This window comes from Arthrobacter sp. ZGTC412, from assembly GCF_002929215.1.
Lineage (GTDB): Bacteria > Actinomycetota > Actinomycetes > Actinomycetales > Micrococcaceae > Arthrobacter.
The window spans coordinates 148,863-175,245 of record NZ_PJII01000007.1 but is presented as its reverse complement, the minus strand read 5'-3'; the positions used below and the strand labels follow the sequence as shown (position 1 = coordinate 175,245).

Sequence of the window (26,383 nt, the reverse complement as noted above, 5' to 3'; positions counted from 1 at the left end):
GGTACACACCCCCAAAACACCTCGACCCCCACCAAAAACCCCAACAAAACCACTACTTCAAACCACCCCCACCACCCATCCGGCAGTGAGGGCCACTCAAGCCCTGGCGGAGGCGCTAAACACTGGGCGCCCCCTCTTGCGGAAGGGTTTTCGACTGAGCCATGTCGGGGCAGCGACTATCCACAAAGAATGCACCGCCGAAGACCCGGGAAGCCCGAACTACACCTTTGAGCTGCCGACCACGACCGTGCCGTCCACCTCCTCAGAGTGGACAGTCCGTGCGGCAAATCCTGCGGCAGCCATGAGGGCCGCAGTTCCTGCTGCCTGGCGTTCGCTGGTTTCGATAACAAGATGGCCGTTGGGATCCAGCCACTCCGGGGCTTCTCGGATGACGCGACGATGGAGGTCTAAACCATCGGCGCCGCCATCCAGCGAAAGCGGCGGCTCGTGGATTCTGGCTTCGGGCGGCATTGTCGGCAGCAAGCCTGTGGGCACATATGGGGCGTTTACCACGATGAGCTGTACTTGCTGCTTGAGCCTGGCAGGAAGGGCTGCATACAGGTCACCTCGATGGACGTGCCCGCCAGCCGCCGCCACATTGCGGCGAGCGCACTCCACCGCAGCTGGGTCGATGTCCGCCGAGTAAAGTTCCCCTACCGACACTTGGGAGGCTACTGCGACGCCCACAGCCCCGGATCCACAACATAGATCCACCACGACGCCGGATGACGGCGACGCAGGCGGCGTCAGGCCTTCCCGCAGCAGGGAAGCGGCTTCCAAAACGAGCAGTTCGGTGCGGCGCCGCGGCACAAAAACACCTGTATCAACGGCAATCCGAAGTCCGCAGAACTCCGCCCAGCCAACGATCCACTCGAGTGGCTCCCCGGAAACGCGGCGTTCGACCCACCCGGAAAGCTCAGCGGGGCCACGCGCTTCGGACATGAGCAGTTGTGCCTCATCTTCGGCGAACACGCAGCCGGCCGCCCGCAGCATGCGCACCAGGTCGGGAATCTGACTCGCCTCCTTTGCAGCCGCTGGAATCCAATGCTAATCCGCAATTCCCCGGTTTTGAGTGCTTTTGTTGGCAGGATGGACCTATGACTTCCCCTGCCCCACGCGCCCTGATCTGGACCGGCACCTACACTCCCGACGGCGGCGGACGCGCGGAGGGAATCGGCGCACTGTCCGCGCAACCTGACGGCTCGCTCGAATGGTTGGGCACGGCCGTCAAGACTGATTCGCCGTCGTTCGTTGCCGTTCACCCCACCTTGCCAGTGGTGTACGCAGTGGCCGAGCAACGGAAGATGGTTCGCGCCTTCCGACGTACGGGTGATTTTGGGCTGGAGCCCCTTGGTGATCCGCAACGCTCAGGAGAAGCTACCTGCCACGTGGCGGTGGACCCGCAGGGCCGCTTCCTCACCGCCACCTGCTGGGGCGACGGACAGGTCCTGCTGTACGAACTGGACTCCGACGGCGGCATCCAGGCACGCTTTCCGGCGCTTCCCTCGGTGGATCCGCATGCCAGCCAGTCTCCGGGCGAGCCCAGGCAGAGCCGCGCCCACGCGAGCCTAATGCTGCAGGACGGGCGCATCATGACGACGGACCTGGGCCACGACACCCTCCGGATCTGGAATTATGTTCCCGGGTCGGGCCTGGTCGCCGATCACGAGGTGGCCCTCCCCTTCGGGTGCGGCCCCCGCCACTTGGTGCAGCACGCCAGCGGCAGCGTTTTTGTGGTTTCTGAATACTCGGTTGAGGTCTTCGTCGTCAGGCCGGAAGCCGGGACGTTCGAGCTCGTTTTCCGGGGTCCGGCCACTTCCGGCGGCAGCCTGCCGGACGACTCGGCTGCGGAAATCAGCCTGGGTCAGGAGGGCAGGTACGTGTACGTAGGCGTGCGCGGCTCGAACCTGGTCAGCGTGCTGGAGGTGGGAGCCGACGGGACGGAACTCGTGCCGGTCGGAGACTTCCCCAGCGGAGGAGACTGGCCGCGCCATCATCTGGTCAGCGGCCGCTGGCTCCACGTCGCCCACGAGCGGTCGGACAACATAGCAACCTTTGAACTGGACCCCGCCACGGGCTTACCAGGCCCTGTGGTCCACAACCTGGAGACGCCCTCCCCCACGGCCTTGGTACCTGGAGGACACGCCCCGGCATCCACCGGATAGGCCTTCGTGCCCGCAGAACAAGGCCTCCAGGCAGCGAACAACTACCTTTCCTGAACGCTGGAGTTATTCAGTGCAAGCGCTTACAGTTGTGACTTGGTTCACAGGGTTGCCCTAGCTGGGTTGCGACCGGGCAGCCTCACTGAACCCTTGCCCCGGCAAGCCTGTAAAGCAGCGCCGCTACCAGGAAAGGTCTCGTGTCTTGAAATTCCGCACCCTCCCATGCGCTTTCCCACGCGCCAGAACAAGCAGCACAGCAAGCACCAGAACGAGCACGAGAACCCCCTCCTCTACCCCACCTCAAGCCACTGGGCTCAATACCACCGTCCAAACAACGGCAGCCCGCACTGCCGCCGTACTTGTCGCAGCGGCAGTCGCCGTTTCGGCGTCGGTTCTTCCCGCGCAGGCAGCCCCCGGCTCCAAGGATCCGGGCCCCGAAGACCGGGGTTCGACGTCGGCCCTGCACAGCCTGCGCTCCCCCGTCACGGACGAGAATTTCTACTTTGTAATGGCCGACCGGTTCAGCAACGGGACTACGGCCAATGACCACGGCGGGTTGAGCAATGACCCGATGGTGTCCGGTTTCGATCCTACCCAAAAAGGGTTCTACAACGGCGGGGACCTCGCTGGCCTGCTGGACAAGATTGACTACATCCAGGGCCTGGGCACAACTTCCATTTGGCTCACCCCGAGCTTCAAAAACAAGGCCGTACAGCCGGAGGACAAATCGGCCGGTTACCACGGCTACTGGATCACTGACTTCACGCAGATCGATCCGCACCTGGGCACCAACGCGGAACTCAAAGCCCTGATCGACGAAGCCCACAGCCGCGGCATGAAGGTGTACTTCGACATCATCACCAACCACACCGCGGACGTCATCGGCTATGACGGAGCCGCACGCAGGGGATACACCTCCAAGGACGAAGTGCCTTACAAGACGGCCGCAGGCAAGGAGTTCGACGACCGGGACTATGCGGGCTCTGACAGTTTCCCCAAACTCGACCCCAAAACATCCTTCCCCTACAAACCCGTACTCGAACCGGGCGAAGAAAACCTGAAGGTACCCTATTGGCTCAACGACCCCACTCTTTATCACAACCGCGGCGACACCACCTTCGCGGGTGAGGATGCGTACTACGGCGACTTCTTCGGCCTCGATGACCTCTTCACCGAACACCCCGGGGTGGTGGACGGCATGAAGGACATCTACAAAGCCTGGATCAAGGACTTCGGCGTGGACGGCTTCCGAATCGACACCATGAAGCACGTCAACAACGAGTTCTGGCAGGAATTCGGCCCGGATGTCCTCAACTATGCGAAGGAACAGGGCAAAGACGAGTTCTTTATGTTCGGCGAAGTCTTTGACACCACGAAGAGCTTCACCTCGCAGTTCACCACCCGGAACAGCATGCAGGCAGTGCTGGACTTCCCCTTCCAGGACGCGGCCCGCAACTTCGCCTCCAAGGGCCAGGACGCCACCACTCTTGAAACCTTCTTCGCGGGTGACGACTGGTACACCGACGCCGACTCCAACGTCTACCAACTTCCTACGTTCCTGGGAAACCATGACATGGGCCGCATCGGCAGCTTCATCGCCGCTGACAATCCCGGTTCAACAGACGCCGAGCAGGTGGCCCGCGATCGGCTGGCCCACGAGCTGATGTACTTCTCCCGCGGCAACCCCGTGATCTACTACGGCGACGAGCAGGGTTTCACCGGCGCTGGCGGGGACCAGGACGCCCGGCAGACGCTCTTCGCCAGCCAGGTGCCGGAATATCTGGACGACGACCTGCTGGGCACCGATGCAACCCATGCCACGGACAACTTCAACACCACGCACCCGCTGTACTCAAAGATCAGCCAGCTGGCCAGCCTGACCAAGGAGCATCCTGCCCTGCGCGACGGCGCCCACCAGCACCGCTACGCCTCCGATGGGCAAGGCATCTACGCCTTTTCCCGCACGGACGCCGAGGACCAGCGCGAGTACGTGGTGGCGTTGAACAACAGCGAGCAGGCACAGACCGCGGAGGTGCCCACCTACATCGCCAAGCGCAACTACACCCGCGTTTACGGCGAAGGCGCGGACGAGGCCAAGACGTCTGCTGACGGCAAGCTGTCGGTCACCGTCCCGCCGCTTTCCGCCGTGGTCTACCAGTCGTCGGGCCGGATTCCGCACTCCAAGGCTGCGCCCGCCGTCGTCCTCCAGGAGCCGGCAGCGGCGCAAGGTGACAACGGGCGCCTTAAGGTCACGGCCGATGTCGACGGTTCCTCGTTCTACGAGGTCACCTTCGAAGCAAAGACGGCAGGCGGAACGTGGCAGCCTATCGGCACCGACGACACCGCGCCGTACCAGGTGTTCCACGACGTTGCGGAATTGGAAGCCGGGACAGCCGTGGAGTACCGCGCTACTGTGCTGGACAACGGACGGCACACCGCGACGTCACAGTCCCGCACGGCAGCAGTTCCGGCGCCGGTCCTCACCCTGCAGAAGCCCGGGGAGGGCAGCAGCGTGGAAGGCCCGGTGGAACTCAGCGCCACGGCGGACCCGGAAAAGGCCAGCCATGTGGTGCAGTTCGAGCGCAGCGTGGCAGGCGGGGAGTGGACAGCGGTGGGTTCGGATGATTCATCACCGGTGTACTCGGTAAAGGACGACGTCGCCGCACTGGCGGACGGGACCCAGGTGCAGTACCGGGCCACCACGGCCGGCCCCGGTTTCAGTGTCACCAGCGATGTCCGGACGGTGACCGTGGGCGAGGCGCCACAGCCTGATTCGGTGACAGTAGTCGGGTCCTTCAACCAGGCGATGGGCTGCGCCGCACCGTGGGATCCGACCTGCAGCCAGGCCAAGATGGCCCTGGACCAGGCGGACAAGATCTGGCGCCTGACCATTGACCTTCCCGCCGGGCAGTACGAGTACAAGGCCGCGCTCAACGGCGGCCAGGACGCGAACTACGGGGCCGGCGGCGCCCTCAACGGACCCAACCTGGTGCTGGACCACCCCGGCGGTCCGGTCACGTTCCGCTACGACAACAGCACACACGTGATCAGCGCGGTGTACGCCTCCCAACAGCCCGGGGCCGTTGCGGCTGCCGGGAGCATGGACAGCGAACTCGGCTGCGCCACGGACTGGGAGCCGGCGTGCGGCCAGGCACAACTCGTGCTGGATCCGGCTGATCTCGTGTGGAAGCTCTCCATACCGGACCTGGCCGCCGGCAGCTACGCATTTAAAGCCGCCCTGGACCGGTCCTGGGGCGTCAGCTACGGGGCAGGCGGGGCCAGCCCTGGTGCCGACATTCCGTTCGAGCACGACGGCGGAGCGGTCACCTTCCGCTACGACCACGTCACGCACCTGATAACGGCGGACTGAAACGTCCTGCTGCCACATACAAGGGCCACCTGCCGCTAATCCGGAACCGGAGAGGCGGCAGGTGGCCCTGCTGTTGCGGGGGGTGTCCCGCCCGGGGAGAGCCTAGCTTCGCACAGCGTGCCCGAGGCTGGTGATCAGCCGCCGCACCGCGTCCTCCGCAGTGGGCGGCGTCCCAAACACTTCCCGCTGCCGGGTGGTGTCAGCTCGTACCGGCCAGTTTGGAACCAGCCAATCATCGCGGCCGTGTCCTTCGCCATGGGGTTGACCGGCCCCAGCAGCGTCCCGGCGGCACGCAGGACACGAAGGGGAACTGGCCGGACACGGACTTCCTCACCTGTCAGCTGCTCGGCGAGGTCGGCGAACTCCTGCATGGCGATGGGCCTGTCCCAGCCGATATCGATGCGCTGGCCCTCCACTCCCGGAGCATCCACGGCTGCGGCCAGGTATCCGGCGACATCCGGAGTCAGCGTAAACGTCAGCGGGATGCCGGCCGAACCGAGCCACATCACCTTGTGCCGACTCACCGGGTCGCCGCCGAACCGGGTCACCTGGTCCAGGAAAGCCCCGGGCCGCAAGGCGACAAACGGCACGCCCAGGGCCTGGAGCCGGTCCTCCATAAGCCTCTTGTGCCAGAAGTGCGGAACGCCGGGTGTAAGGTCGCACGTCAGGATGCTGGTAAGGACAAACCGTCGGACCCCAGCGCGTTTGGCCGCTTCAACGAGGTTCGAGTTGCCTAAAGTGTCGATCTCCGGGGTGTCGCCCTTGCGGTGGCGGGTGTAGCCGGCGGCCGTGGTCACCACCGCATCCACCCCAGCCATAGCCCGCCGCAGCGACTCCGGATCCATCATGTCGCCGCGGGCGATCTCCGCGCCTGCAGACTCAAGCCGGGAAGCATCCGAGCCGGGGCGTACCAGGGCGCGCACCTGTTTTCCCCGGTTCAGCAGCTCCGTCACCACCTGGCCGCCCAGCATGCCGGTGCCTCCTACTACCAGTACTGGTCCCTCACCCATCGTCGCCTCCTGGCCTCTTAACCTGGCCGCGCAGCTTACCCGCGCAGGGCCTCCTCCACCGCCGCCAGCAGCGAGTTGAACCGTGCATTGGCGGGAAGATCATCGAGGAACACCGGCTTGCCGTCCGGCCCGCCCAGCGGAACCTGCCAGTTCGGGTACAGCGCTTCGGTGGTGCCGGGCTGGTTCTGGACCCGTCGCTCCCCCACGGCATCAACCAGGGCAACACCGAGGAGTACCGACGGCGCCTGCGTCAGCAGCAGGTGCAGCGCCTCGATGGTCTGCTCTTCACTGGCCCCCGCACCGCCGGAAACATCCTCGGGCAAGTAGCCGCGCTCGCGCACCAAAGCCAGCATCTTCTCCAGGGAGGCATCGTGTTCTGCCCGTTCCTCCGCCTCGGAGCGCTCAAGGAGGCCAAGGCCGCTGCGCAGCGCCACGTGGTCGCCGGCAAGGTACCCGGCGGTGGGTGGAAGGTCGTGTGTATTCACGCTGGCGAGTGCCTGCGTTCGGTACTTTTCGGGCGCAAGGGGAGAATCGCCGTCGTACTCGAACCAAAGGATGGAGGTCCCGAGGATGCCGCGGGCGGCAAGGTAGTCCCGGACCCAGGGCTCGAAAGTGCCGAGGTCCTCGCCGATCACCACGGCATTCGCGCGCTGCGCCTCAAGGGCGAGAATGCCGATCAGGGCTTCATGGTCGTAGCGCACGTATGCGCCGTCCCCCGGGGAGTTGCCGGACGGGATCCACCAGAGCCGGAACAGGCCCAGGATGTGGTCCACCCGTACACCGCCCGCATGCCGCAGCACCGTGGCCAGCATGTTGCGGAATGGAATGTAGCCAGCCTCCGCGAGCCGTGCCGGATGCCATGGCGGCTGGCCCCAGTCCTGGCCCTGCTGGTTGTACATGTCCGGCGGGGCGCCCACGCTGGTGCCGGCAGCCAGCACGTCGCGGAGTGTCCACGCGTCCGCGCTGCTGTGGTCCACCCCCACGGCGAGGTCGTGGACTACGCCCAGCCGCATGCCGGACCGCAACGCTGCCTGCTGAGCGTTTTCAAGCTGTTCGTCGCAGATCCACTGCAGCCAGCGGTAGAACCCGATCCGGTCCTGAAGCCCTTCCCGGAGCGCCTCGGTCTGCGGCGTACCAAGGGCGCCGGCGGGGTCCGACCAGAAGGGGTCCCCGGCCGGCAGGTCCTCGCGGATCGCGGACCACAGGGCAAAGTCGTCCAGCCCCTTGCCTGAGATGCGGCAAAACTCATCAAAGGCCGCCTGCCGCGCCGGCGACCGGCGCGTGTGGTAAAGCATCTCCAGGGCCTGGAGCTTGGCGGCGTAGACCGAATCGCGGTCCAGCCGGTCGCCCTCCTTGTTCAGGGCAGCGACTTCCTCGTGAAGCTTCTCCACCGCGGCGCGTTTGCGCGGCTTGAGGTACGCCAGCTCGGGAATTGCCTCGATGCGGATATACAGCGGGTTGAAGAACCGCCGGGTGGACGGCGAGTATGGCGAGGGCTGCACAGGCGGAACCGGCTCGGCGGCGTGGAGCGGATTGACCAGAATGTAGTCGGCCCCGCGGGCTGCGCTCAGCGCACCAAGGTCGGCCAGGTCAGAGAAGTCGCCGATACCCCAGGACCGCCTTGAGCGCACGGAGTACAGCTGGGTGGCCAGCCCCCAGCCGCGGCGCCCTTCCAGTGGCGCGGCGGTGGTCAGCCGCGCGGGCACCACCACCAGGGTGCTGGACGCGGTGGCGCCTTCTGATTCTGCGTGCAGCGTGTGCCACCCCAGCGGCAGGTCCTGCGGGAGAGCGAAGGTGGCACGCCCGGTGGATACGCCGTCGACGTCCCGCGGCTGCACCCAGAGGTCCTGGTGAACGGCATCCCGCGTCCCAGCACCGCCTTCAAGCGTGATGCTCACCTGCGCCGTGGCGCCGTCCTGTACATGGACCGGGACCTGCGCCGGCTCGCCCTGCTGGATCACGACGGCGGGAGGCAGCATCCGCCGCCAGGGAGCCAGTTCCGCTTCCGCGAGCGCCGCCTCGATGAGCTCATTGGTGTGGGCCTGCACCCCCAGGGAGGCCAGCACCTTGACCAGGGTTTCTTCGGCAACATGGTGTGGCAGCCCGTCCCAGCCCTGGAAGGAGGTTCCCACTCCGTGGACGTCCGCCAACTGCTGGAGCAGGTGCGGATCCACAGTCCCGGCAGCAGCTTCGCGGGCAGCGGGCGGAAAGCCCGGCGGATCCGCGGGTATCTGCGATTCCTGTGGGTGCTGCTGGTCTGAAGCCGTCATGCGTGTCCGCCTCGTCTGGTGTGATGTGGCCCGAACTTACAGTGCTGCCTGTTGCACCGGGCGTTTGCACCCCCGCACAACCGTTGGTTCAGATTATTGCAGGGCGGCTCAGAGGCGAAACCGGAGCAACCCGTTACAGCGTTTCAGAGCTCGCTTCTTCCTGAAAACACTGGTTTTGCGGGATCACCAAGGCGGGGTCCGGTTGGGGAGTTGGGTGTCGCTGCTGGGTGTGCAATGACCCTTATAAGTGATGTTCTGCCCTCACCGTGCTCCACAAAACGTCATACCCGGGCCCGTGCGTTACTCCGGAAGTCGAAAAGCTAAGCCCTGCGGCGGGAATCCGCCGGAGTACGGCCAATCTGTGTAGCCTCGTGACGATCGAGGGCACGCAATGGAAGCAACGTGCCGCACAAAATCGGAGGAGACCGGAGATGAGCCTCAGCGAACTGCGGGTGTTCGGGCGATCAGGCACCCCTATCAGCCCGCTGACCCTCGGCACCATGAACTTCGGCGAGGGAACCGGTGGGCCCCCCGGCGCTCCCACCGGAGCGGAGGAGAGCATCCGGATCATTCAGTCCGCGCTCGACTCGGGCATCACCGCCATAGATACTGCCGATGTCTACTCCCAGGGTGAATCGGAACAGGTGGTGGGCCGCGCACTTCGGGGCCGCCGCGACGACGTCTTCCTCGCCACCAAGTTCCACGGCCAGATGAGCCCCAACCCTGCCCACGCCGGCAACTCCCGGCGGTGGATCACCCAAGCCGTGGAGGGCAGCCTCCGCCGCCTGCAGACTGACCGCATCGACCTGTACCAGGCGCACCGGCCGGACTACAACACCGACGTCCTTGAAACCATCACCACCCTCAATGACCTGATCCGGCAGGGAAAGATCCTTTACTACGGCACTTCGGTGTTCACTCCGGCGCAGCTGGTGGAGGCGCAGTGGCTCGCCACCACCAACCACCTGATCCCGCCGCTGGGCAACCAGGTGCCGTACTCGATGCTGGTGCGCGCCAACGAACGCGACGTATTCCCCATCGCCCAGCAGTACGCCCTCGGCGTGCTGGCGTACGGACCACTGGCCGGCGGCTGGCTGTCCGGCAGCTTCGTCCTGGAGTCCGGAAAGGCGCCCACCCGGGTGCACTCCCTTCCCGGCCGCTATGACATCTCCGGCCCCTCCAGCGAGCGCAAGCTGCACGCCGCGGATGCGCTGGCCCGGCTGGCCGACAAGCTGGAGGTTTCGCTGGTTGACCTCTCCATCGGCTTCGCGTTGGCGCATCCGGCCATCAGCAGCGTGATCATTGGGCCGCGCAGCGAAGAGCACTTGGCGGCGTATCTGAAGGCGGCCGAAGTTCGGCTGGGTGAGTCCGTGCTGGACGCCATCGATGACGTTGTCCCGCCGGGCACTAACTTTGTGGAGCGGGACGCGGGCGCCATCGTTCCCTCGCTGGAGTTCGCAGAACTACGACGGCGCTAGGCCGGAGCCCCACACTCTTGACTCAACCGGACAAGAATCCTACGGTCATATCGATACTCCCGATTTAGATTCAAGGGCGTCCAATGCCAATGTCCGAGGAGGAGCGGAGGCTCCTCAAGGAGCTGGAACTCGGGCTGATCGCCGACGATCCCCACCTGGCGATGGAGCTGCTCTCCGGCTACCCCTCACGCCGGTTCAGGGCAGGCTTCTACTACGGTTCAGCCGCGGGCTTGCTCGGCCTTGTCCTTTTCGTCGCGGGCCTCAGCGGCCAGGTCATCGGTATCGCTGTCACCGGGTTTCTGCTGATGGCTTTCGGCGCCTGCCTCGCTCTGCACAAGCATCCCCTGGGCCGGCGCAGGCGGGGAGGGCAGCCGACGTAGCTCCGTGTTGTTTTGGTGTTGTTGGCCCTGCGCTGAAGCACGTGGAACCAGGAAGAACAGGCTCGCCAGAACGGTCCCGGCTCCGACCCAGCCCGCTGCCGGCAGCCGTTCCCCCACCACCAACACAGCCAATGCCGCTGCCACCACGGTCTCCACCAGCGAAAGACCCGTGGCCGTACTGGCACGCACCCGTGCCAATCCCCACCCGAACAGAACGTACCCGGCAAACATGGGAACGAGGGCCATGTAGGCCCCCACGGTGAAGTTCGTCCAGGACTCAGCGAGCGGGCGGCCGGTGAGAAACAGGACGGGCATCAGCAGCACCCCGCCAGCCCCGAAGACGGTTCCCATAGTGGCCCGGGAGGAAACGCCACTGCCGATGAGGCGGTGGGCCGCCCACGAATAGAGGGCGTAGGTGATGCCGGCGACGAGGCCCAGGGCTATGCCCGCCGGTGTCCACCAGTTCTCTGCCGCGGCACCTGCGCCGCCGCCGTCGTGCCGCTGCCCGGCAAACGACAACAGCACCGCGCCCCCCACGCCGAGCAGTGCTCCCACCATCCAGCGGCGGGTAAGCGGCTTGTGGTCAGCAACGCGTTCGATCACCGCTGCAGCCAACGGGGCCGAGCCAATGGAAACCACAGTCCCCACGGCCACACCGGCAAGATGCATCGAGCTGTAAAAGGCCAGGGGATATACAGCAACCGCCAGCGCCCCCAGGGACACCAGCGGCCATCGCTCCAGGAGGCGCCGCCATTGCGCGCGGACCGGGTGGGCCGCGTACAGAGCCTGCAGCAACCCGCCAACTCCCATCGCAACCGCACCGATGGCCAACGGACTGACCTCGGGAGCAAAAGTGGCAGCCGTTCCCGTGGTGCCCCAGAGCACCGAGGCGGCGAGCACAAAAACGGCGCCCCACAACGGACCGGACATGTGGCCGGTCGAAGCCGTCACAGCTCGTCCATCAACTGCGCGGCGATGGTGCGGCCCTCGAGGAGTCTGGTATCCCCGCCTTCAAGGCCCGCGCGGACCATGGCGCCTTCGAGCAGGAAGGCCAGATGACTGGCGAGCCTTGTCCGGCGCTCTTCCTGGCCCGGGAGCAGCTCCGCCAAATGAGCTGCGAGGAGGTCTTCGACTTCTTCCTTGTGGCGCCGCACTGCCAAACGGCCCGGGCTGCCGGCCGGCAATTCCGCCGCGGCGTTGAGCAGGCCGCACCCCCGAAATCCGTTCGCATAGGCAAAGTGCGCGTGATCGAGGTAGGCGTCAAAGATGGCCAGCACGCGTTCCCTTGGTCCGGGGGCGGTGTCCACGCGCGCCCGGTAGAGGCCTAGCCACTCCTCGTGCCGGGCGTCGAGGTAGGCACGGACCAGATCGGACTTGGAAGAAAAGTTGTTGTACAGGCTCTTTTTTGCCACCCCTGCTTCAGCGGTGATGGCGTCGATGCCGGTAGCTCCGACACCTTGGGCGTAAAAGAGCCGTGCTGCTGCCGCTAGCAACAGATCGCGGGCGGACTTCCTGCCTGACACTGCTGACGGGGTCACGGGCACTCCTTGGGGCGGTAGGTAGACCAGTCTACCTACCGTGGCACGTCCTGCGTAGTTTCAGCCCAACGCGTGGTGGGACGGGCCGCCTTGGAGGCGTAATCTGAAGGCGCCGGGCGGGCTCCCGGCAGCGGAGCCACCCGTAGGCACACACTCCAAGGTGCTGAGGAGGCAGGGATGGGATCAATGGAGGGGCGGTTGGCGCTGGTCACTGGCGCGACGGGCGGCCTGGGTAAAGCGGTAGCTGCCGGTTTGGCACGGGAGGGTGCCGCCGTCGTTGTTGTTGGACGTTCGGTTGCCCGGGCGGAGGCGGCAATGGCAGGCATCAGCACGCTGGTTCCGGACGCCCGGCTCGAGCCGCTGGCCTGTGACCTCTCGGTCCAATCCTCAATCCGGAGGGCGGCGTCCGATTTCCTGTCCCGCCACGACAAGCTGGATGTGCTTGTTAATGCCGCCGGTGTCTTCCGCAAGGAACGCCACGTCACTCCGGACGGGCTCGAACTGACTTTCGCCACAAACGTGATGGCCTACTTCCTGGCGACCAACCTGCTGCTCGATGCGCTCAAGCGCGCAGCCGCCACCGGGAACGCAAACCCGGGAACCGCAGGCGGGCCCGCTTCGGCTCGGGCTTGGGCTCCAGCACGAATAGTGAACGTCGCCTCAAGATACGGCAACGCCACGCTCAACTTCGACGACCTTCAGACGGCAAAGGGCAAATACAGCTACCTTCGCTCGACGCCGCCCACCATGCTCGCCCGCGTCCTGCTTACTCAAGAGTTCGCAGAACGACTGCGCGGCACGGGTGTGGTGGCAAACGCGGTGCATCCGGGCCTCGTCAAGAACACCGCACTGCTTCAGGACGTAGGGGGCCCGTTCCGCTGGGTCACCAACACTTTCGGCGCCCCTGCCGAAAGGGCCGCTGACACAGCAGTCTGGCTTGCCACCTCGCCCGAAGCATCGGAGGTCTCAGGGAAGCTTTGGACCAAGCGGCAGGAGATTCCGACGCCGGGCATGGGCTCTGATCCTGAAGCCCGCAGGCGCTTATGGGACGTGTGCACGCGTCTGTCCGAACTTTCCTAGCAGGCCTGCTCCCGGACGTAGTGCCTTAGGTCAGGGCACGCGCGTTGAGGGTGTCCCTGATTCCACTCAAGGCGGGGTCGCGCAGTGACATGAAGGCCGGCTTCAGCAACGGCTGAATGATCTTTGCCGGGCCCTTGATGCTGAACTCGGCGGTGTACTTGACCACCGAGCCCCCTCCGGCGGGACTGACATCGATGCAGTCGAACGCTGTGACTGTTTTGTTCTCGCCACGGAGCTTGATGTGGTTCGCGGTCAGTTCGATGACCTCGTACTCAAGGGTCTGGCGCTTGCCCCGGAATTCGGACTCGGCGTGGTACCTGTGTCCCACAGCCACCGGACCAGGCGTCAGTTTGTCCATTACCGGGGTGCTGGGGTCCCACTCGCTGGTGTTTTCGAACTCCCGCATGTAGGCAAAGGCCTGCTCAGCGGGGAGCCTGGTTTCCACACTTCCAGTGACTGTGATCATCACCCCAGTGTAGGAAGCGCGCGCCGGGAAACCCACCCCCGCCTGGCCTGCTTACCGGGACGCGCCCGGGTGGGACCCGGACAGTTGGGCAGCTGCCATTTTGAAACAGAGCTTTCCGCTGAGCTTTTGCGGCCGAATCCACACCTCGTAACCCTCTGCGGCAGTGAAGAGGGCCCTGCCGCCCGTTGCGTCCGCGGCAAGCCATAAGGCAGACGAATCCGCCATGGCGTCATCCACGGTGCCGGCCCGCACAATCTCGAAGTCCTTTCGGACCTCCACCGGCGCTCCAATCAGTCGGCTCCAGTCATGGTAGCGATACGGCTTCATCCCGCTGCCCTGCTCCGTCCTCATGCCAGTGGGCTTTCGCTGCCGGGGCTTTTAGTGGAGGTGGCTTCCGCCGTTGATGTCGATGGTGGTGCCGGTGAGGTACGCCGAGTCTTCGGAGGACAGGAAGGTGATGACAGCAGCCACTTCGTCCGTGGTGGCGTTCCGGCCCAGGGGAATACCGGCGTTGATCGCGGCTTCCTGTTCCTCGGTGCTGCCGACGCGGATATTGGTATCCACGGCACCAGGTGTGATGGCGTTAACGGTGACACCGGTGGCTCCAAGTTCCCGCGCCAGGGCCTTGGTGAAGCCGAGGATGGCTGCCTTGGCCGCGGAGTACGGGACCTTGCCGAACACCCCGCCGCCGCGCTGGGCGGAAACCGAAGACATGTTGACGATCCGGCCCCAGCCGTTGTCGATCATGTCCGGCAGGAATGCCTTGGTCACCAGGTAGGTGCCCGTTGCGTTCACGTCCATCACCTTGTGCCACAGTTCCAAAGTGGTCTCCAGGAACGGAAGCGGGGAAGTGATTCCGGCGATGTTGGCGAGGGCACCCACGGGCGGCAGGTTGCCGGCAGTGACCTCGGCGGCAACTGCGGCCTGGGCGGCGGTGACCGAGGCTTCATTCGCGACGTCGATCTCGTGACCGAATGCCGGGACGTTGAACTCGTTGCCGATTTCGGCGGCGACCTTTGCTGACTTCTCGCCGTCGAGGTCCAGGATGACTACCGCCCAGCCTTCACTGGCGTAGCGGCGGGCGGTAGTGATGCCAATCCCCCTGTCCGAGGTTGCCCCGGTGAGGACGGCGGTGCGCTGGATGGTGGTCATGATTGCTCCTTGGTGTTTCGCACAACATCGGACTTCAGTCCCAGGTGCAGCAGTGATACGGACCACACTACGGAATCCAACTGTCAACAGTCAACCCTCTAAGTTGACTGTTGACAGTGTTCATGATGAAGGTCACACTGGAGAGGTACCATCGTTAACAGTCGACAGCGGCAGGTTTTCCTTAGTCGCTATTCGGAAGGGAACCACCATGAGCAACGAAGCTCTCAAAATGCGCGGCCATGTGCATGGCACCAAGGACGCGAAGCGTGTTGCAGTCGGTTCAGGGGTCGGCGCAGTCATCGAGACCTACGACTTCATCGGCTTCGGCACCGCCGCTGCGCTGTATTTCGGAACGGCCTTCTTCCCCACCGGCGACCCCGTCACCGGCACCCTTGCCGCCTTCGCCACCCTCGGCGTTGGCTTCGCGGCCCGCCCCATTGGCGGAGTCATTGGCGGGCACCTCGGGGACAAGGTAGGCCGCAAGCCCGTGCTCGTGGCTTCGCTGATCCTCATGGGTGTTGCCACATTCCTCATCGGATTGCTGCCGACCTACGAGCAAGTGGGCCTGCTGGCTCCCGCACTGCTGGTGTTTGTCCGCATCGTCCAAGGCCTCGCGTTCGGCGCTGAATGGGGCGGTGCCATCCTGATGAGCTACGAGCATGCACCCTGGAAATCCAAGGGCAAGTACACCGGCATCGTCCAGGCCGGCTTCCCGGTGGGGCTCCTGCTCGCCAACCTCGTCTTCCTGGTGAGCGTGAACCTCGGCGGCGAACTCGCCTGGCGCGTTCCATTCCTGGCCAGCATCGTGCTGGTTGCCGTCGGACTGATCATCCGCGCCAAAGTCCCCGAGTCCCCGGTCTTTGACGAGGTCAAGGAAAGCGGCGCCATCGTAAAATCCCCCATTGTCGAGGTCATCAAGACCGACTGGCGCAACATCGTCAAGGGAATCGGCCTGCGCATCGCCGAGACTGCCGGCTACGCCGTCTCCATCACTTACATGATTTCCTACCTGCACACCGAGCAGCTCGCGAACAAGACCGAAACCCTCGTGGCTCTCTGCATCGCCTCCGCAATCGGCATCTTTGCTACGGCCGCCTGGGCCCGGCTGACGGACAGGATCGGGCGCCGGCCGCTGTACGTCTGGTCCACGGCCTTCGCCCTGCTCTTCGGGATCCCCATGTTCCTGCTGGTCAACACCGGCATGTTCATCGCCATCATCATCACGGTGGCCATCTCCTACGCCGTCTGCCAGAACTCGCTGGCCGGTGCCCAGGGCCCCTGGTTCCCGGAGCTCTTCCAGGCCAAGACCCGCTCCTCCGGCGCCTCGCTGGCCTACCAAATCTCCGCGATGGTATCCGGGTTCACCCCCTTCATCACCACACTGTTGTTCGTCGCCCTGGGCTGGATGGGCCCGGCCCTGCTTTTCAGCTTCTACGCTGCCATCGGTCTCTGGGCAGCCCTGGCCACCAGGGAGACCTGGGGCAAGCACGAACGGCAACTTGCTGAGGAAGCCACTAAGAGCACCCCCAACACTGTGAGCGTCTAATGACTGTCACGCACGAAACGAACACGGAGCCAACTATGCCTACAGATACCGCCCAGGACCAGGCAGCCACGAACGAAGTGACCCACCTCGAGGCAGCACAGACCGGGATTCCGCAGGAGCGCATCGCGAAGATCAGCGCGGCGGCCTACCGGATCCGGCACCACGCCCTGAACATGGGCGAGGTGCAGGGCCAGGGTTACGTGGGCCAGGCCCTTGGTGCAGCGGACATGCTGGCCGCTGTGTACGGCGACCAGCTGCGGTTCCGTGCCGAGGACCCGCACTGGGAGGCCCGGGACCGGTTCCTGCTCTCTACCGGTCACTACGCGATCGGCCACTACGCAGCCCTCGCCGAGGCCGGGATCGTTCCGGTTGAGGAACTGGAAACCTACGGTTCGGACGATTCACGGCTGCCGATGTCCGGAATGTCCACGTACACCCCCGGCATGGAAATCTCCGGCGGCTCCCTCGGGCACGGCCTGACAATCGCCGTCGGAATGGCCCTGGGGCTGCGCTACCAGGGCTCCAGCGCCCGCGTGTACAACTTCCTCTCCGACGGCGAACTCGATGAAGGCTCCACCTGGGAAGCCGCGATGGGCGCCCACCACCACCAGCTGGGCAACCTGACCGCGATGGTGGACATCAACGCCCTGCAGGCTGACGGCAAGACGGACACGGTACTGCGCACTGAGCCGGTCACCGAGAAGTGGGAATCCTTCGGCTGGTACACCCAGCGGGTGGACGGGAACGACGTCGGCGCGCTGCTCGTAGCGTTCGACAACGCCGCCGCCCAGGCCGCCGCCGTCGGACGCCCCTCGGTAATCCTGTGCGACACCAAAGTGGGCCGCGGCGTTCCGCTGCTGGAGGACCGCGAAAAGGCGCACTTCATGCGCATCGAAGAACACGAATGGCAGACCTGCCGCGAGCAACTGACCGCAGGATACGAAGGAAAGGCTTCAGCATGAGCACCACCACCGAGGCCCCGGACACCACAACAGCCGCAAAGCCGAAGCTGAAGACCTCGGCGATGATCGCCTCCTTCGCCGACCCCGACCAGAAGACCGCGTCCGCCCCGTTCGGGCACGCGCTGGTCAAGGCCGCGCAGGAGAACGACAAAATCGTCGGCCTCACCGCGGACCTGGGCAAGTACACGGACATGCACATCTTCGCCAAAGCCTTCCCGGAGCGGTTCTTCCAGATGGGCATGGCCGAGCAGCTCCTCTTCGGCGCCGCAGCCGGGCTGGCCGAAACGGGGCTCGTGCCTTTCGCCTCCACCTACTCCGTGTTCGCCGCGCGCCGCGCCTACGACTTCCTCTGCTTGGACGCCGCAGAGCCCAACCTGAACGTGAACATCGTGGGTGGCCTGCCCGGCCTGACCACCGGTTACGGCCCCAGCCACCAGGCAACCGAGGACATGGCGATTTTCCGCGGTATGCCTAACCTGACCATCGTTGACCCCTGCGACTCGATCGATATCGAGCAGGCAGTCCCGCAGTTGGCAGCCAGCGACGGGCCCACCTACCTGCGCCTGCTCCGCGGCAACGTCCCCACCGTCCTAGACGAGTACGACTACACGTTCGAGCTCGGTAAGGCCAAGGTGCTGCGCGACGGCAATGACGTCGTGTTCATCTCCTCCGGCCTGATGACCATGCGCGCCCTCCAGGCAGCCAAGGCCCTCGCGGCACACAACGTGGATGTCGCCGTCGTCCACACCCCCACCATCAAGCCGTTCGACGCCGCCACCGTCCTCGCCGAGATCAACACCGACCGGCTCGCCGTAACGCTGGAGAACCACAGTGTGGTGGGCGGCCTGTTCGAAACGGTCGCCTCCGCCGTCGTCACCGCCGGAGTGGGCAAGCGCGTGGTTCCCGTCGCACTGCCTGACCAGTTCCTGGACGCCGGCGCGCTGCCCACCCTTCACGACCGCTACGGCCTGGCCGTGGACCGAATCGTGGCAAAAGTGCTCGCCGAACTCGGCTAAGCGCGGCTACAGCAGATGCAGAAAGCACGGCACTGGTTCAGCCCGGTGCCGTGCTTTCTGCCGTACTATCGGAACTAGAACAGACTGTAAACAGTCGACTTACAACACTGAGGACAGACGCCATGGCCGGACTGACAGCCCCCCTGCTGGGACTGCAAAAGAAGAGCCTGCGCGAGCAGGCGCTCTCGGCGCTGAGGACGGCCATCACCAGCGGCGAGTTGGCGCCTGGCCGGCATCTGGTGGAAACCGAGCTGTCCGAGATGCTGCAAATCAGCCGGGGAACCCTGCGTGAAGCGCTGCGCCAGCTTGAACAGGAAGGCCTGCTGTCTGCGGGGCCCCGTGGCCGGCTGTCCGTCCGGCACCTGGATGAAAAGGAAATCCGCGACATCTTCGCCGTCCGCGCCGCCCTTGAATCCCTGGCCGCACGCACCCTCTGCGAACTCCCGGACCGCGCCCATGCGATCGAGTCCCTCCATAAGACCATTGATGTGATGGAAGCGGCCCAGGATGCGTCGCTTGAGGAGCGGATCGAATCGGACATGGAATTCCACCGGACCCTGTGCCGGCTGACCGGCAATGAAACTCTGCTGCACTCCTGGCAGTCCCTGGAAGGGTCCATCCGGATGTCCATCATGTTCGGCGGCCTTGAAAAGGGTGTCAAGAACATGAGCGTGGACCGTCACCGTGAGATTGTGTCGGCCATCGAAACCGGTGACGCGTCGCTCGCCCGCACCACCATCCGCGCGCACATGGACTCCGCGGCAGCCAACCTCGTAGCTTAGCGCCGCCCTTCGTCCCCGGCTTGGCGGTCCCTTTGTTGTGCCCGTTTGCGGCCCTTAAGCGAGCCCACAGTGCCCCCGCAGTGCCCCAGGGAATCCATTTGAGTTCCGGACCGTTAACTGAATGTGCGGAAAGTGCCGCGCATTCGAGCGAGGGATTGAATGAACGCGAAGTATGTCTCAGTTGAAGATGACGCCGGGAAGGTCACCCGTTATGTCCGCCATGCCAACGGCGGCGGACTCACCGCACCTGGTGCATCCGTGGCCGAGAGCGCACGCATCGGCCCGATGACCTATGTGGAGTACGGCGCCCGGATTGGATCGGGGTGCCGGATTGGTCACGGCAGCTGGATCGACCGAGATGCCACCATTGGCGACCGGGCCGTTATTGGCGACGGCGTGCGGATCGGCCGGGGAACGGTGATCGGCAGCAGGGTGCACATCGGCAGCCACTCACGGGTCGGCTCGGGAGTCCTCATCGAGCACGGGGTCCACTTGCATGCGGACAGCGCAGTTCCTGACGGCGGGCACGTGCCGTTGGGCTCCACCGGACGAGTCTCGGAGCAGGCGAAAGACCGCGCGAAAGTTCCGTCCACGTCTAAAATTCCGTCCGCCGCCAAAGGCCCTGTGCATCTGAGAAACAAGGGCCGGATGGCCGCCTGACTAGCGCTGGTGTTTTGACGCGCCCTGAAGCCGTCCCTTCAACGCAGTTGCACCCCAGACCGCCAGCAGCAGGGCCACCAGCAGTAGGCCGGCGTCGCCCAGGTCGATGGATCCCAGCCACACCGTGAGGGGGTCCTCCAGGGCGAAAGCCGCGTTGAAAAACCCGCCCAGGGTGATCACGGCGATGAACAGCGCGGACACCGCCGAGATGCCGGTCACCAGGGCGTTGAAGCCCAGTTTCCGCTGCGGGTCATCAAGTGCTGAGCGGTACATCCGCATCATGGCCATCCCGTTCAGCGAGTCGCACAGGGTCATGGCGGCGGTGAATGCCAGCGGCAGCGCCAGAAGGGCGAAGGGCGGCACCCCGGCCAGCGACGCCGCCGTCGTCATCATCAGCAGCCCGATAGTTGTAGCGGTGTCGAAGCCCAGGCCGAACAGGAAGCCGATCACGTAAATGTTCCGCGGCCGGCGCACCCTCGACAGCGGGCGGGTGAGCAGCCGTGCCACCAGCCCCTTTGGTTCAAGGTCCAGGGGATCAATCGCCGCTCCGGCCCGTGCCCGGCGGTAGGCCTGCGCCGAACGGGCGAACGCCGAGCCGTTGAACATGCCCATGGCCAGCAGGAACAGGCCAGAAACGCCGCTGCCGATCAGCCCGAGCACCAGATTGCCCGCGGATCCGTCCTGCATGAACTCCCCCACGACGGCGGCCCCCGCGATTACCAGAATGCCTGCCAGCGTCACCACCGAACTATGTCCCAGGCTGAAGGCGAAGCCAACGCTGACCGGGTCCTGGCGGTCCGCCACGAACTTGCGGGTGGAGTTGTCGATGGCCGCGAGGTGGTCCCAGTCGTAGCTGTGCTTCACGCCTGCGAGATAGGCCGTGAGGACCAGGCCCCACGTGAGCGCCTGCTTGCCGGGCGCACCGGCCTCCCCCAGGTTTCCTGCGCTCCCCGCGAGGAGAAGTACGACGGCGGCAGCGTGCAGCGCGGCCACCGCACCGAACATGCACAGCAGGCGGGTCCGCAGCGGCAACGCTTCCCGCCGGCGGTAGAGGGTGGTGATGTTCGCGAGAGCTGTCATCAGTGTTTCCTCAGGTTCAGTGGTTCCTGCCCGTGCCATCGCTCCCGGAGGAGGGCCGTGCACGCGCCAAGAAGGAGATCCAGTTCGCCTGTGCTGTTCGACAGTGCGCGCAGGACCAGCCCGGTGGTTCCATCTATGCTGCGGCTCAACGAGACTCCGGCCAAGGCATCACGCTGCGATGTGGCGCGGTGCAACTCATCGGCGAGCGCCTGGTCCACGCGCGGGTCCACCACGATCAGCGAACCCAAGTGGCTGAAGCCTTCCATAAATCCCACACCGGTAACATCCCCCGACGGCGGCCGGATCAGCAGGTTGTCCAGCGCCAGCAGTTGCCTGCCCGCATTAGTCTCGACATGGATCTCGTTCCGCAGCCGCAGTTCCTCGTACTGGAAGGCGGCCCCATCCGGAGACCAACCGGGCGTCACCACCTCAGCCATCACCAACGACGACGACGGCCGCAGAGTCACGTGCGTCCGTTGCCGATAGCTGGCCTCCCGATAGGCAATGAGCTGGTCCGGCACAAGCTCCAACCGCGCCCGCTCCCCCAACCGAACAACCATGCGCTGCTCAGCAAAAGCCTCAGGAGTCCGATAAACCTTTGTCGCAGACTGAGTAGTCAACAACAAATCAGCGTCATCCTGGACTTCAATATCCAAATCAAAAAGGTCCGCCCCCAGATAAGCCCCACCAGGATTAACCACGACGTAGCAAACCTGCCCCGAGTCATCAAGGTAATGCGGCCGCAGCACACGAAGAGCGCCCTCATGGAACTGCCGGGCCGCGAAGGACTTGCCGTTATGCACTTTGATGCCCAGCTCCAAGCGCCCTCTTACTGGGCGGTAAGCGGTCGCGGATGAAGGGGGCCGCGGCGTGGTGGGCACCGCGAAGCGGGCACGGCCCCCTTCATCCGCGGACGCCGCCCATGGGGAGATAACGACGGAACTGCTTGACGTCATGTGGCCAGGTCGAGCATCAGGACGTCGTGGCGGATCCAATCGATGACCTTGTCCAGCCCTTCATCTGTCTTCAGGTTTGTAAAGCAAAATGGCTTGTCTGCGCGGAACTCTTTGGAATCCCGCTCCATGACTGACAAATCTGCGCCGACGTGCGGGGCGAGGTCGGTTTTGTTGATGATGAAGAGGTCGGACTTGATCATCCCTTGGCCCGCTTTGCGGGGGATTTTTTCGCCTTGTGCCACGTCGATGATGTAGATGGAGAAGTCGACGAGTTCGGGGCTGAAGGTGGCGGAGAGGTTGTCGCCGCCGGATTCGACGAAGATCACCTGCAGGTCGGGATGGCGGGCTTTGAGTTCCTCGATGGCGGCGGTGTTCATCGAGGTGTCTTCACGGATGGCCGTGTGCGGGCAGCCGCCGGTTTCGACGCCGATGATTCGATCCACGGGGAGGATGCCGTTGGCGGCGAGGATTTTGGCGTCCTCGATGGTGTAGATGTCGTTGGTGATGGCGGCCATGGAAATCTCGCCGCTCATGTGGCGGGTGAGCCGCTCCACGAGCTGGGTTTTGCCGGCTCCGACTGGTCCGCCGATGCCGATCTTGATGGGTTCCGTCATACTGTCCTCCTGTTAGCTCATGAACATCCGGGCACGTTGGCGTTCGTGCCGCATTTGCGAAATTTCCAGTCCGGGGCTGAGGGCCCCGAAGTCGTCCGGCGTCAGGTGCGGGATGCGTTCGACGGCGGCAGCAACGTCGGCGGCCGCCTGCCGAAGCAGCCGCTGGCCGGCGTTCTGGCCAAGCGGGATGGCGCGGACCGCGTTCTGGGTGAGCGACGTCGCGGTGGCGAACAGGTAGGCGGCGAGCGCCTCGTGCAGCGGCACGCCCAGTGAACGGGCGACGACGGCGAACGCCAGCGGCTGATGCCCCGCAGCCCGCCCGGTGGTCACCACGTCCCGGTACAGTCCCAGCTCAGCCGACGGAAAGACCTCCCCACCGATCTCGAGCAACCGCAAACCCATCTTCACACTGGCTTCCCGAACCTGCCGAGGCAGCAGCGAAGCAGACAAGAGGGCATCCAGCTCCCCAATATCAACGCCCTCATACAAAAAGCGGATTGCCAGCCCATCGGAATACGTCAACTGCTGCGACACAAAAGCAGACAACCAAACCCCAAAAGAAGCCTCATCAGCGATCACACTGGCGTCGACATACGTCTCAAAACCCAGGGAGTGAGCAAACGCCCCGGTAGGCAAGGCGGAATCGGTAAGTTGCTGCAGCGCCAACTGATAGCCGCTCACTGCCCCGCCGCCCAACGTGACGGAGCAAAGCGACGGCCCGGATTGGGGGCCGCGGCGTGGCGGGCACCGCGGAGCGGGCACGGCCCCCAATCCGGGGCGGCGCACCCAGCCAGCACACCCCGTGGAGCGCCCAACACGTCGGGGAGACTAGTGACTGTGCTCAGCATGGCGGAAAGGCACAGGCATAACGCGTTCCTGGCGGGTGTAGGGCACGGCAGCGTGGGAGAGGTAGTCCTCGACGGTGTGGTCGTAGGCGCACACCATGACGTCCGCCCCATACTCCGACGACGAGTCGAAGAACTGTGCCTGGAGGTGCCGGTTGCCGAGGGAGTGGGCCACGACGCCCATTTCGTGAACCGAACGGGGAGCGATCACCAGGACGTCGGTGGGCAGCACTGACACAACGATCATGTTTGAGTCGGCCACGTGCAGGATGTCGCCGTCGCGCAGGTCGCCGGAACCGGAGGGCAGCCGAATGCCGATCTCCTTGCCATGGTCTGTGGTGGCGCGCTGGATACGCTTGACGAGCTGGGCGCTGGGCAGCACCACTTTCTCCTGGTGCAGGTTGGCGTAGGCGTGCGGGTCCGGAAGTTCGTGCAGGTTGCCGAGGACTTTTTCAATGATCATGGAGAGGCTCCGGGTCAGGTTGTCAGGAAGAAGAGGTCAGAACAGGAAGTAGCGCTGGGCCATGGGAAGCACGTCGGACGGCTCGCAGGTGACGTCCTCGCCGTCGACCGTCACCTGGTACGTTTCCGGGTCCACCTGGATGTCCGGGGTGGCGTCGTTGTATTTCAGGTCGGCTTTGGTCAGCGTACGGATTCCCGAGACGGGACGGATGACCTTCTCCAGTCCCAGCTCGTGGGGGACGCCGGCGTCGATCGCTGACTGGGACAGGAACGTGATGGAGGACTGTTGGACGGCTTTGCCGAACGCCGCGAACATGGGCCGCATCGTGCGTGGCTGCGGTGTGGGGATGGAGGCGTTGGCGTCGCCCATCAGTGCGTAGGCGATTTGCGCGCCCTTGAGCACCAGCTCCGGTTTCACGCCGAAGAAGGCCGGATCCCACAGCACCAGGTCCGCGAACTTTCCCACCTCCACAGAGCCGACGGAGTCCGCGATGCCCTGGGCGATCGCCGGGTTGATGGTGTACTTGGCCACGTAGCGCTTGAGGCGGAAGTTGTCGCTGCCCGCAGATCCATGGAAACCGCCGTCGTCATCCTGCAAAGCCCCCCGCTGCTTCTTCATTTTGTCCGCCACCTGCCAGGTTCGGGTGATCACCTCACCCACGCGGCCCATCGCCTGCGAGTCGGAGGAGGTGATGGAAAAAATGCCCAGGTCCTGCAGGACGTCCTCAGCGGCAATGGTTTCTGCCCGGATTCGGGAATCGGCGAATGCGACGTCCTCGGGGATGTCCGAGTTCAGGTGGTGGCACACCATCAGCATGTCCAGGTGCTCTTCGATGGTGTTGCGGGTGTACGGCAGCGTGGGGTTGGTGGACGCGGGCAGGACATTGGGCATCCCGGCGATCTTGATGATGTCCGGAGCGTGCCCCCCGCCGGCGCCCTCGGTGTGGAAGGTATGGATGACCCTGCCGCCAATGGCCCGGATGGTGTCCTCCACGAACCCGCACTCATTGAGGGTGTCCGTGTGGATGGCCACCTGGACGTCGTACTCGTCTGCCACGGTGAGTGAGGTGTCGATCGAGGAGGTGGTGGAGCCCCAGTCCTCGTGGACCTTCAGCCCGATGGCGCCGGCGCGGATCTGCTCGGCCAAGGGTTCGACGGCGGATGCGTGGCCCTTGCCGAACAGCCCGATGTTCATGGGGAAGCCCTCGGCTGCCTGCAGCATGCGCTGGATATGCCACTTTCCCGGCGTCACGGTGGTGGCCTTGGTGCCTTCGGCCGGGCCGGTTCCGCCGCCGATCATGGTGGTGATGCCGCTGGACAGCGCGGTGGGAATCTGGTCCGGGGAGATGAAGTGGATGTGGGTGTCCACTCCCCCGGCTGTGAGGATCTTGCGCTCGCCGGCAATGATTTCCGTACTCGCCCCGATCACGATATCCACGCCATCGGTGATCTGCGGGTTGCCGGCCTTGCCGATCTTGAAGATATGCCCGTCCTTGAGCGCGACGTCGGCCTTGTAGATCCCGGTGTAGTCCAGGATCACGGCGTTGGTGATCACGGTGTCCGGAACGGCTCCCCCTTGGACGTCCCCGTCCCTCGTCACTTGGCCGTTCTGGCCCATGCCGTCGCGGATCACCTTGCCGCCGCCGAACACCACCTCCTCGCCGTAAACAGTGAGGTCCTTCTCGATCTCGAGGAAGAGGTCGGTGTCCGCGAGGCGGATGGCGTCACCTGTCGTCGGGCCGTAAAGGTCGGCGTACTGCCTGCGGGGTATCTCGAAACTCACTCGCCGGCCTCCTTCACTGGTTGCTCCGCCCCACTAGGCCCCTTGGGCGCCGTCAAGGGCCCGTTGACGGCGTTGCTCAGGCCGTGTACCTCGCGGGTGCCCGCCAGTTCGATCAGCCGCACTTTGCGTGCATCCCCTGGTTCAAACCGCGCCGCGGTGCCGGCGGGGATGTCCAGGCGCCGGCCGTAGGCGGCCTGCCGGTCAAAGTTCAGGGCGGCGTTCGCTTCGGCGAAGTGGAAGTGCGAGCCCACCTGGACGGGCCGGTCACCGGTGTTGGTGACCGCGACGTCGATCGCCTCCCGCCCCGCGTTGGCCGTCACCGGTTCCGGTTTAAGGACGTACTCTCCTGGAATCATGGCCTGCCCCTTCAGCGGATGGGATCGTGGACGGTGACGAGCTTGGTGCCGTCCGGGAAGGTGGCCTCGATCTGCACGTCGTGGATCATCTCCGGCACGCCTTCCATAACGTCGTCGCGGCCGAGCAGCGTGGTGCCGTAGCTCATAAGTTCCGCAACGGTCCGGCCGTCCCGGGCACCCTCGATAAGCTCGTAGCTGATGATGGCCACTGCTTCGGGGTAGTTGAGCTTGAGTCCGCGGGCCTGGCGGCGCCGGGCGAGGTCGGCGGCGACTACGATCAGCAGCTTTTCCTGCTCACGTGGCATCAGATGCATGTGGGTCCCTTCGGCGGCCAGCGGACGGCGTGGGACCCACAGTAGGTGGCGGACGTTTCCGCCAGGTTTCAGTTTTGTTATACGCAGCTCTCCGCGTCCCG

The 26,383-nt window shown here is 64.9% G+C and carries 25 protein-coding genes and 1 pseudogene; 10 read left to right on the top strand and 16 right to left on the bottom strand.

Annotated elements, in window-relative coordinates; genetic code table 11:
* Positions 1 to 219: 219 nt before the first annotated feature.
* Entirely contained in the window at positions 220 to 993 is a 774-nt protein-coding gene (locus CXQ88_RS11145; RefSeq protein WP_104044227.1) for a putative protein N(5)-glutamine methyltransferase, read from the bottom strand.
* Positions 994 to 1,097: 104 nt separating this feature from the next.
* Between CXQ88_RS11145 and CXQ88_RS11140 the strand changes: the two genes are divergently transcribed.
* Positions 1,098 to 2,165 (top strand): lactonase family protein, encoded by a 1,068-nt coding sequence (locus tag CXQ88_RS11140; protein ID WP_104044226.1) that lies wholly within the window; start codon positions 1,098 to 1,100, stop codon positions 2,163 to 2,165.
* A gap of 505 nt (positions 2,166 to 2,670) precedes the next feature.
* Positions 2,671 to 5,532: an alpha-amylase family glycosyl hydrolase gene (locus tag CXQ88_RS11135; protein ID WP_258061824.1), complete on the top strand. Its 2,862-nt coding sequence runs from the start codon at positions 2,671 to 2,673 to the stop codon at positions 5,530 to 5,532.
* Positions 5,533 to 5,666: 134 nt separating this feature from the next.
* Here the strand turns inward: CXQ88_RS11135 and CXQ88_RS11130 are convergent, their stop codons facing one another.
* Positions 5,667 to 6,542, bottom strand: a complete 876-nt coding sequence (locus CXQ88_RS11130) for an SDR family oxidoreductase (RefSeq protein WP_258061823.1) — start codon at positions 6,540 to 6,542, stop codon at positions 5,667 to 5,669.
* Positions 6,543 to 6,577: 35 nt separating this feature from the next.
* On the bottom strand, positions 6,578 to 8,812 hold the full coding sequence (malQ, locus tag CXQ88_RS11125; RefSeq protein ID WP_104044224.1) for a 4-alpha-glucanotransferase: 2,235 nt from the start codon (positions 8,810 to 8,812) through the stop codon (positions 6,578 to 6,580).
* A gap of 431 nt (positions 8,813 to 9,243) precedes the next feature.
* On the opposite strand from malQ, the gene CXQ88_RS11120 reads away from it, so the two are divergent.
* The gene (locus tag CXQ88_RS11120) at positions 9,244 to 10,290 is read left to right on the top strand and encodes an aldo/keto reductase (protein WP_104044223.1); all 1,047 of its coding nucleotides are present in this window, start codon (positions 9,244 to 9,246) and stop codon (positions 10,288 to 10,290) included.
* A gap of 83 nt (positions 10,291 to 10,373) precedes the next feature.
* Positions 10,374 to 10,553, top strand: a pseudogene (locus CXQ88_RS22320) (DUF3040 domain-containing protein); the annotation flags it as partial.
* Here the strand turns inward: CXQ88_RS22320 and CXQ88_RS11110 are convergent.
* Positions 10,509 to 11,621, bottom strand: a complete 1,113-nt coding sequence (locus CXQ88_RS11110) for a DMT family transporter (RefSeq protein WP_373637755.1) — start codon at positions 11,619 to 11,621, stop codon at positions 10,509 to 10,511. The pseudogene CXQ88_RS22320 and the gene CXQ88_RS11110 sit on opposite strands and share 45 nt — an antisense overlap.
* On the bottom strand, positions 11,618 to 12,208 hold the full coding sequence (locus CXQ88_RS11105; RefSeq protein ID WP_373637754.1) for a TetR/AcrR family transcriptional regulator: 591 nt from the start codon (positions 12,206 to 12,208) through the stop codon (positions 11,618 to 11,620). Before CXQ88_RS11105 ends, CXQ88_RS11110 begins: the two co-directional genes overlap by 4 nt.
* A gap of 177 nt (positions 12,209 to 12,385) precedes the next feature.
* Here CXQ88_RS11105 and CXQ88_RS11100 point away from each other — a divergent pair, with 177 nt between their 5' ends.
* The gene (locus CXQ88_RS11100; protein ID WP_258061822.1) at positions 12,386 to 13,288 is read left to right on the top strand and encodes an SDR family NAD(P)-dependent oxidoreductase; all 903 of its coding nucleotides are present in this window, start codon (positions 12,386 to 12,388) and stop codon (positions 13,286 to 13,288) included.
* Positions 13,289 to 13,313: 25 nt separating this feature from the next.
* Here CXQ88_RS11100 and CXQ88_RS11095 read toward each other — a convergent pair whose 3' ends face one another.
* From CXQ88_RS11095 to CXQ88_RS11085, 3 genes are all read right to left on the bottom strand, one after another.
* Complete coding sequence (locus CXQ88_RS11095) at positions 13,314 to 13,754, bottom strand: SRPBCC family protein (protein ID WP_104044243.1); 441 nt, start codon at positions 13,752 to 13,754, stop codon at positions 13,314 to 13,316.
* Between the two features lie 51 nt (positions 13,755 to 13,805).
* Positions 13,806 to 14,033: a hypothetical protein gene (locus CXQ88_RS11090; RefSeq protein ID WP_258061821.1), complete on the bottom strand. Its 228-nt coding sequence runs from the start codon at positions 14,031 to 14,033 to the stop codon at positions 13,806 to 13,808.
* Between the two features lie 99 nt (positions 14,034 to 14,132).
* Complete coding sequence (locus CXQ88_RS11085; RefSeq protein ID WP_104044219.1) at positions 14,133 to 14,906, bottom strand: SDR family NAD(P)-dependent oxidoreductase; 774 nt, start codon at positions 14,904 to 14,906, stop codon at positions 14,133 to 14,135.
* A 208-nt stretch (positions 14,907 to 15,114) separates the two neighbouring features.
* Here CXQ88_RS11085 and CXQ88_RS11080 point away from each other — a divergent pair, with 208 nt between their 5' ends.
* From CXQ88_RS11080 to CXQ88_RS11060, 5 genes are all read left to right on the top strand, one after another.
* Positions 15,115 to 16,452, top strand: a complete 1,338-nt coding sequence (locus CXQ88_RS11080) for an MFS transporter (RefSeq protein ID WP_104044218.1) — start codon at positions 15,115 to 15,117, stop codon at positions 16,450 to 16,452.
* Between the two features lie 35 nt (positions 16,453 to 16,487).
* A complete protein-coding gene (locus CXQ88_RS11075; RefSeq protein ID WP_258061820.1) occupies positions 16,488 to 17,414 on the top strand; it encodes a transketolase in 927 nt (308 codons plus the stop codon).
* On the top strand, positions 17,411 to 18,430 hold the full coding sequence (locus CXQ88_RS11070) for a transketolase family protein (RefSeq protein ID WP_104044217.1): 1,020 nt from the start codon (positions 17,411 to 17,413) through the stop codon (positions 18,428 to 18,430). The genes CXQ88_RS11075 and CXQ88_RS11070 overlap by 4 nt, the downstream gene beginning before the upstream one ends.
* A gap of 122 nt (positions 18,431 to 18,552) precedes the next feature.
* Positions 18,553 to 19,212: a GntR family transcriptional regulator gene (locus tag CXQ88_RS11065; RefSeq protein WP_104044216.1), complete on the top strand. Its 660-nt coding sequence runs from the start codon at positions 18,553 to 18,555 to the stop codon at positions 19,210 to 19,212.
* 159 nt (positions 19,213 to 19,371) lie between these two features.
* Entirely contained in the window at positions 19,372 to 19,872 is a 501-nt protein-coding gene (locus CXQ88_RS11060) for a transferase (protein ID WP_104044215.1), read from the top strand.
* Here CXQ88_RS11060 and CXQ88_RS11055 read toward each other — a convergent pair whose 3' ends face one another.
* The 8 genes from CXQ88_RS11055 to CXQ88_RS11020 all read right to left on the bottom strand — a co-directional run bounded on the left by CXQ88_RS11055 (position 19,873) and on the right by CXQ88_RS11020 (position 26,282).
* Positions 19,873 to 20,952 (bottom strand): HoxN/HupN/NixA family nickel/cobalt transporter, encoded by a 1,080-nt coding sequence (locus CXQ88_RS11055; protein ID WP_104044214.1) that lies wholly within the window; start codon positions 20,950 to 20,952, stop codon positions 19,873 to 19,875.
* Positions 20,952 to 21,908, bottom strand: coding sequence for an urease accessory protein UreD (locus CXQ88_RS11050; RefSeq protein ID WP_104044213.1), 957 nt, complete (start codon positions 21,906 to 21,908; stop codon positions 20,952 to 20,954). The genes CXQ88_RS11055 and CXQ88_RS11050 overlap by 1 nt, the downstream gene beginning before the upstream one ends.
* Complete coding sequence (gene ureG, locus CXQ88_RS11045) at positions 21,905 to 22,522, bottom strand: urease accessory protein UreG (protein WP_104044212.1); 618 nt, start codon at positions 22,520 to 22,522, stop codon at positions 21,905 to 21,907. The genes CXQ88_RS11050 and ureG overlap by 4 nt, the downstream gene beginning before the upstream one ends.
* 12 nt (positions 22,523 to 22,534) lie before the next feature.
* The gene (locus CXQ88_RS11040; protein WP_104044211.1) at positions 22,535 to 23,203 is read right to left on the bottom strand and encodes an urease accessory protein UreF; all 669 of its coding nucleotides are present in this window, start codon (positions 23,201 to 23,203) and stop codon (positions 22,535 to 22,537) included.
* Positions 23,204 to 23,350: 147 nt separating this feature from the next.
* Complete coding sequence (ureE, locus tag CXQ88_RS11035; protein WP_104044210.1) at positions 23,351 to 23,830, bottom strand: urease accessory protein UreE; 480 nt, start codon at positions 23,828 to 23,830, stop codon at positions 23,351 to 23,353.
* A 36-nt stretch (positions 23,831 to 23,866) separates the two neighbouring features.
* Positions 23,867 to 25,612: an urease subunit alpha gene (ureC, locus tag CXQ88_RS11030; RefSeq protein WP_104044209.1), complete on the bottom strand. Its 1,746-nt coding sequence runs from the start codon at positions 25,610 to 25,612 to the stop codon at positions 23,867 to 23,869.
* Complete coding sequence (locus CXQ88_RS11025; RefSeq protein ID WP_104044208.1) at positions 25,609 to 25,968, bottom strand: urease subunit beta; 360 nt, start codon at positions 25,966 to 25,968, stop codon at positions 25,609 to 25,611. Before CXQ88_RS11025 ends, ureC begins: the two co-directional genes overlap by 4 nt.
* A gap of 11 nt (positions 25,969 to 25,979) precedes the next feature.
* A complete protein-coding gene (locus tag CXQ88_RS11020) occupies positions 25,980 to 26,282 on the bottom strand; it encodes an urease subunit gamma (protein ID WP_104044207.1) in 303 nt (100 codons plus the stop codon).
* Between the last annotated feature and the right edge of the window lie 101 nt (positions 26,283 to 26,383).

Bases quoted from the DNA above. Each gene is read 5' to 3' on its own strand.
- CXQ88_RS11060 (WP_104044215.1), top strand. From the start codon at position 19,372: ATGAACGCGAAGTATGTCTCAGTTGAAGATGACGCCGGGAAGGTCACC.
- CXQ88_RS11020 (WP_104044207.1), bottom strand. From the start codon at position 26,282: ATGCATCTGATGCCACGTGAGCAGGAAAAGCTGCTGATCGTAGTCGCC.
- CXQ88_RS11100 (WP_258061822.1), top strand. From the start codon at position 12,386: ATGGGATCAATGGAGGGGCGGTTGGCGCTGGTCACTGGCGCGACGGGC.
- CXQ88_RS11085 (WP_104044219.1), bottom strand. From the start codon at position 14,906: ATGACCACCATCCAGCGCACCGCCGTCCTCACCGGGGCAACCTCGGAC.
- CXQ88_RS11065 (WP_104044216.1), top strand. From the start codon at position 18,553: ATGGCCGGACTGACAGCCCCCCTGCTGGGACTGCAAAAGAAGAGCCTG.
- CXQ88_RS11070 (WP_104044217.1), top strand. From the start codon at position 17,411: ATGAGCACCACCACCGAGGCCCCGGACACCACAACAGCCGCAAAGCCG.
- CXQ88_RS11145 (WP_104044227.1), bottom strand. From the start codon at position 993: ATGCTGCGGGCGGCCGGCTGCGTGTTCGCCGAAGATGAGGCACAACTG.
- CXQ88_RS11095 (WP_104044243.1), bottom strand. From the start codon at position 13,754: ATGATCACAGTCACTGGAAGTGTGGAAACCAGGCTCCCCGCTGAGCAG.
- ureE (WP_104044210.1), bottom strand. From the start codon at position 23,830: ATGATCATTGAAAAAGTCCTCGGCAACCTGCACGAACTTCCGGACCCG.
- CXQ88_RS11080 (WP_104044218.1), top strand. From the start codon at position 15,115: ATGAGCAACGAAGCTCTCAAAATGCGCGGCCATGTGCATGGCACCAAG.
- ureG (WP_104044212.1), bottom strand. From the start codon at position 22,522: ATGACGGAACCCATCAAGATCGGCATCGGCGGACCAGTCGGAGCCGGC.
- CXQ88_RS11050 (WP_104044213.1), bottom strand. From the start codon at position 21,908: ATGACGTCAAGCAGTTCCGTCGTTATCTCCCCATGGGCGGCGTCCGCG.
- CXQ88_RS11025 (WP_104044208.1), bottom strand. From the start codon at position 25,968: ATGATTCCAGGAGAGTACGTCCTTAAACCGGAACCGGTGACGGCCAAC.
- CXQ88_RS11140 (WP_104044226.1), top strand. From the start codon at position 1,098: ATGACTTCCCCTGCCCCACGCGCCCTGATCTGGACCGGCACCTACACT.
- CXQ88_RS11120 (WP_104044223.1), top strand. From the start codon at position 9,244: ATGAGCCTCAGCGAACTGCGGGTGTTCGGGCGATCAGGCACCCCTATC.
- CXQ88_RS11135 (WP_258061824.1), top strand. From the start codon at position 2,671: ATGGCCGACCGGTTCAGCAACGGGACTACGGCCAATGACCACGGCGGG.
- CXQ88_RS11130 (WP_258061823.1), bottom strand. From the start codon at position 6,542: ATGGGTGAGGGACCAGTACTGGTAGTAGGAGGCACCGGCATGCTGGGC.
- CXQ88_RS11055 (WP_104044214.1), bottom strand. From the start codon at position 20,952: ATGACAGCTCTCGCGAACATCACCACCCTCTACCGCCGGCGGGAAGCG.
- malQ (WP_104044224.1), bottom strand. From the start codon at position 8,812: ATGACGGCTTCAGACCAGCAGCACCCACAGGAATCGCAGATACCCGCG.
- CXQ88_RS11075 (WP_258061820.1), top strand. From the start codon at position 16,488: ATGCCTACAGATACCGCCCAGGACCAGGCAGCCACGAACGAAGTGACC.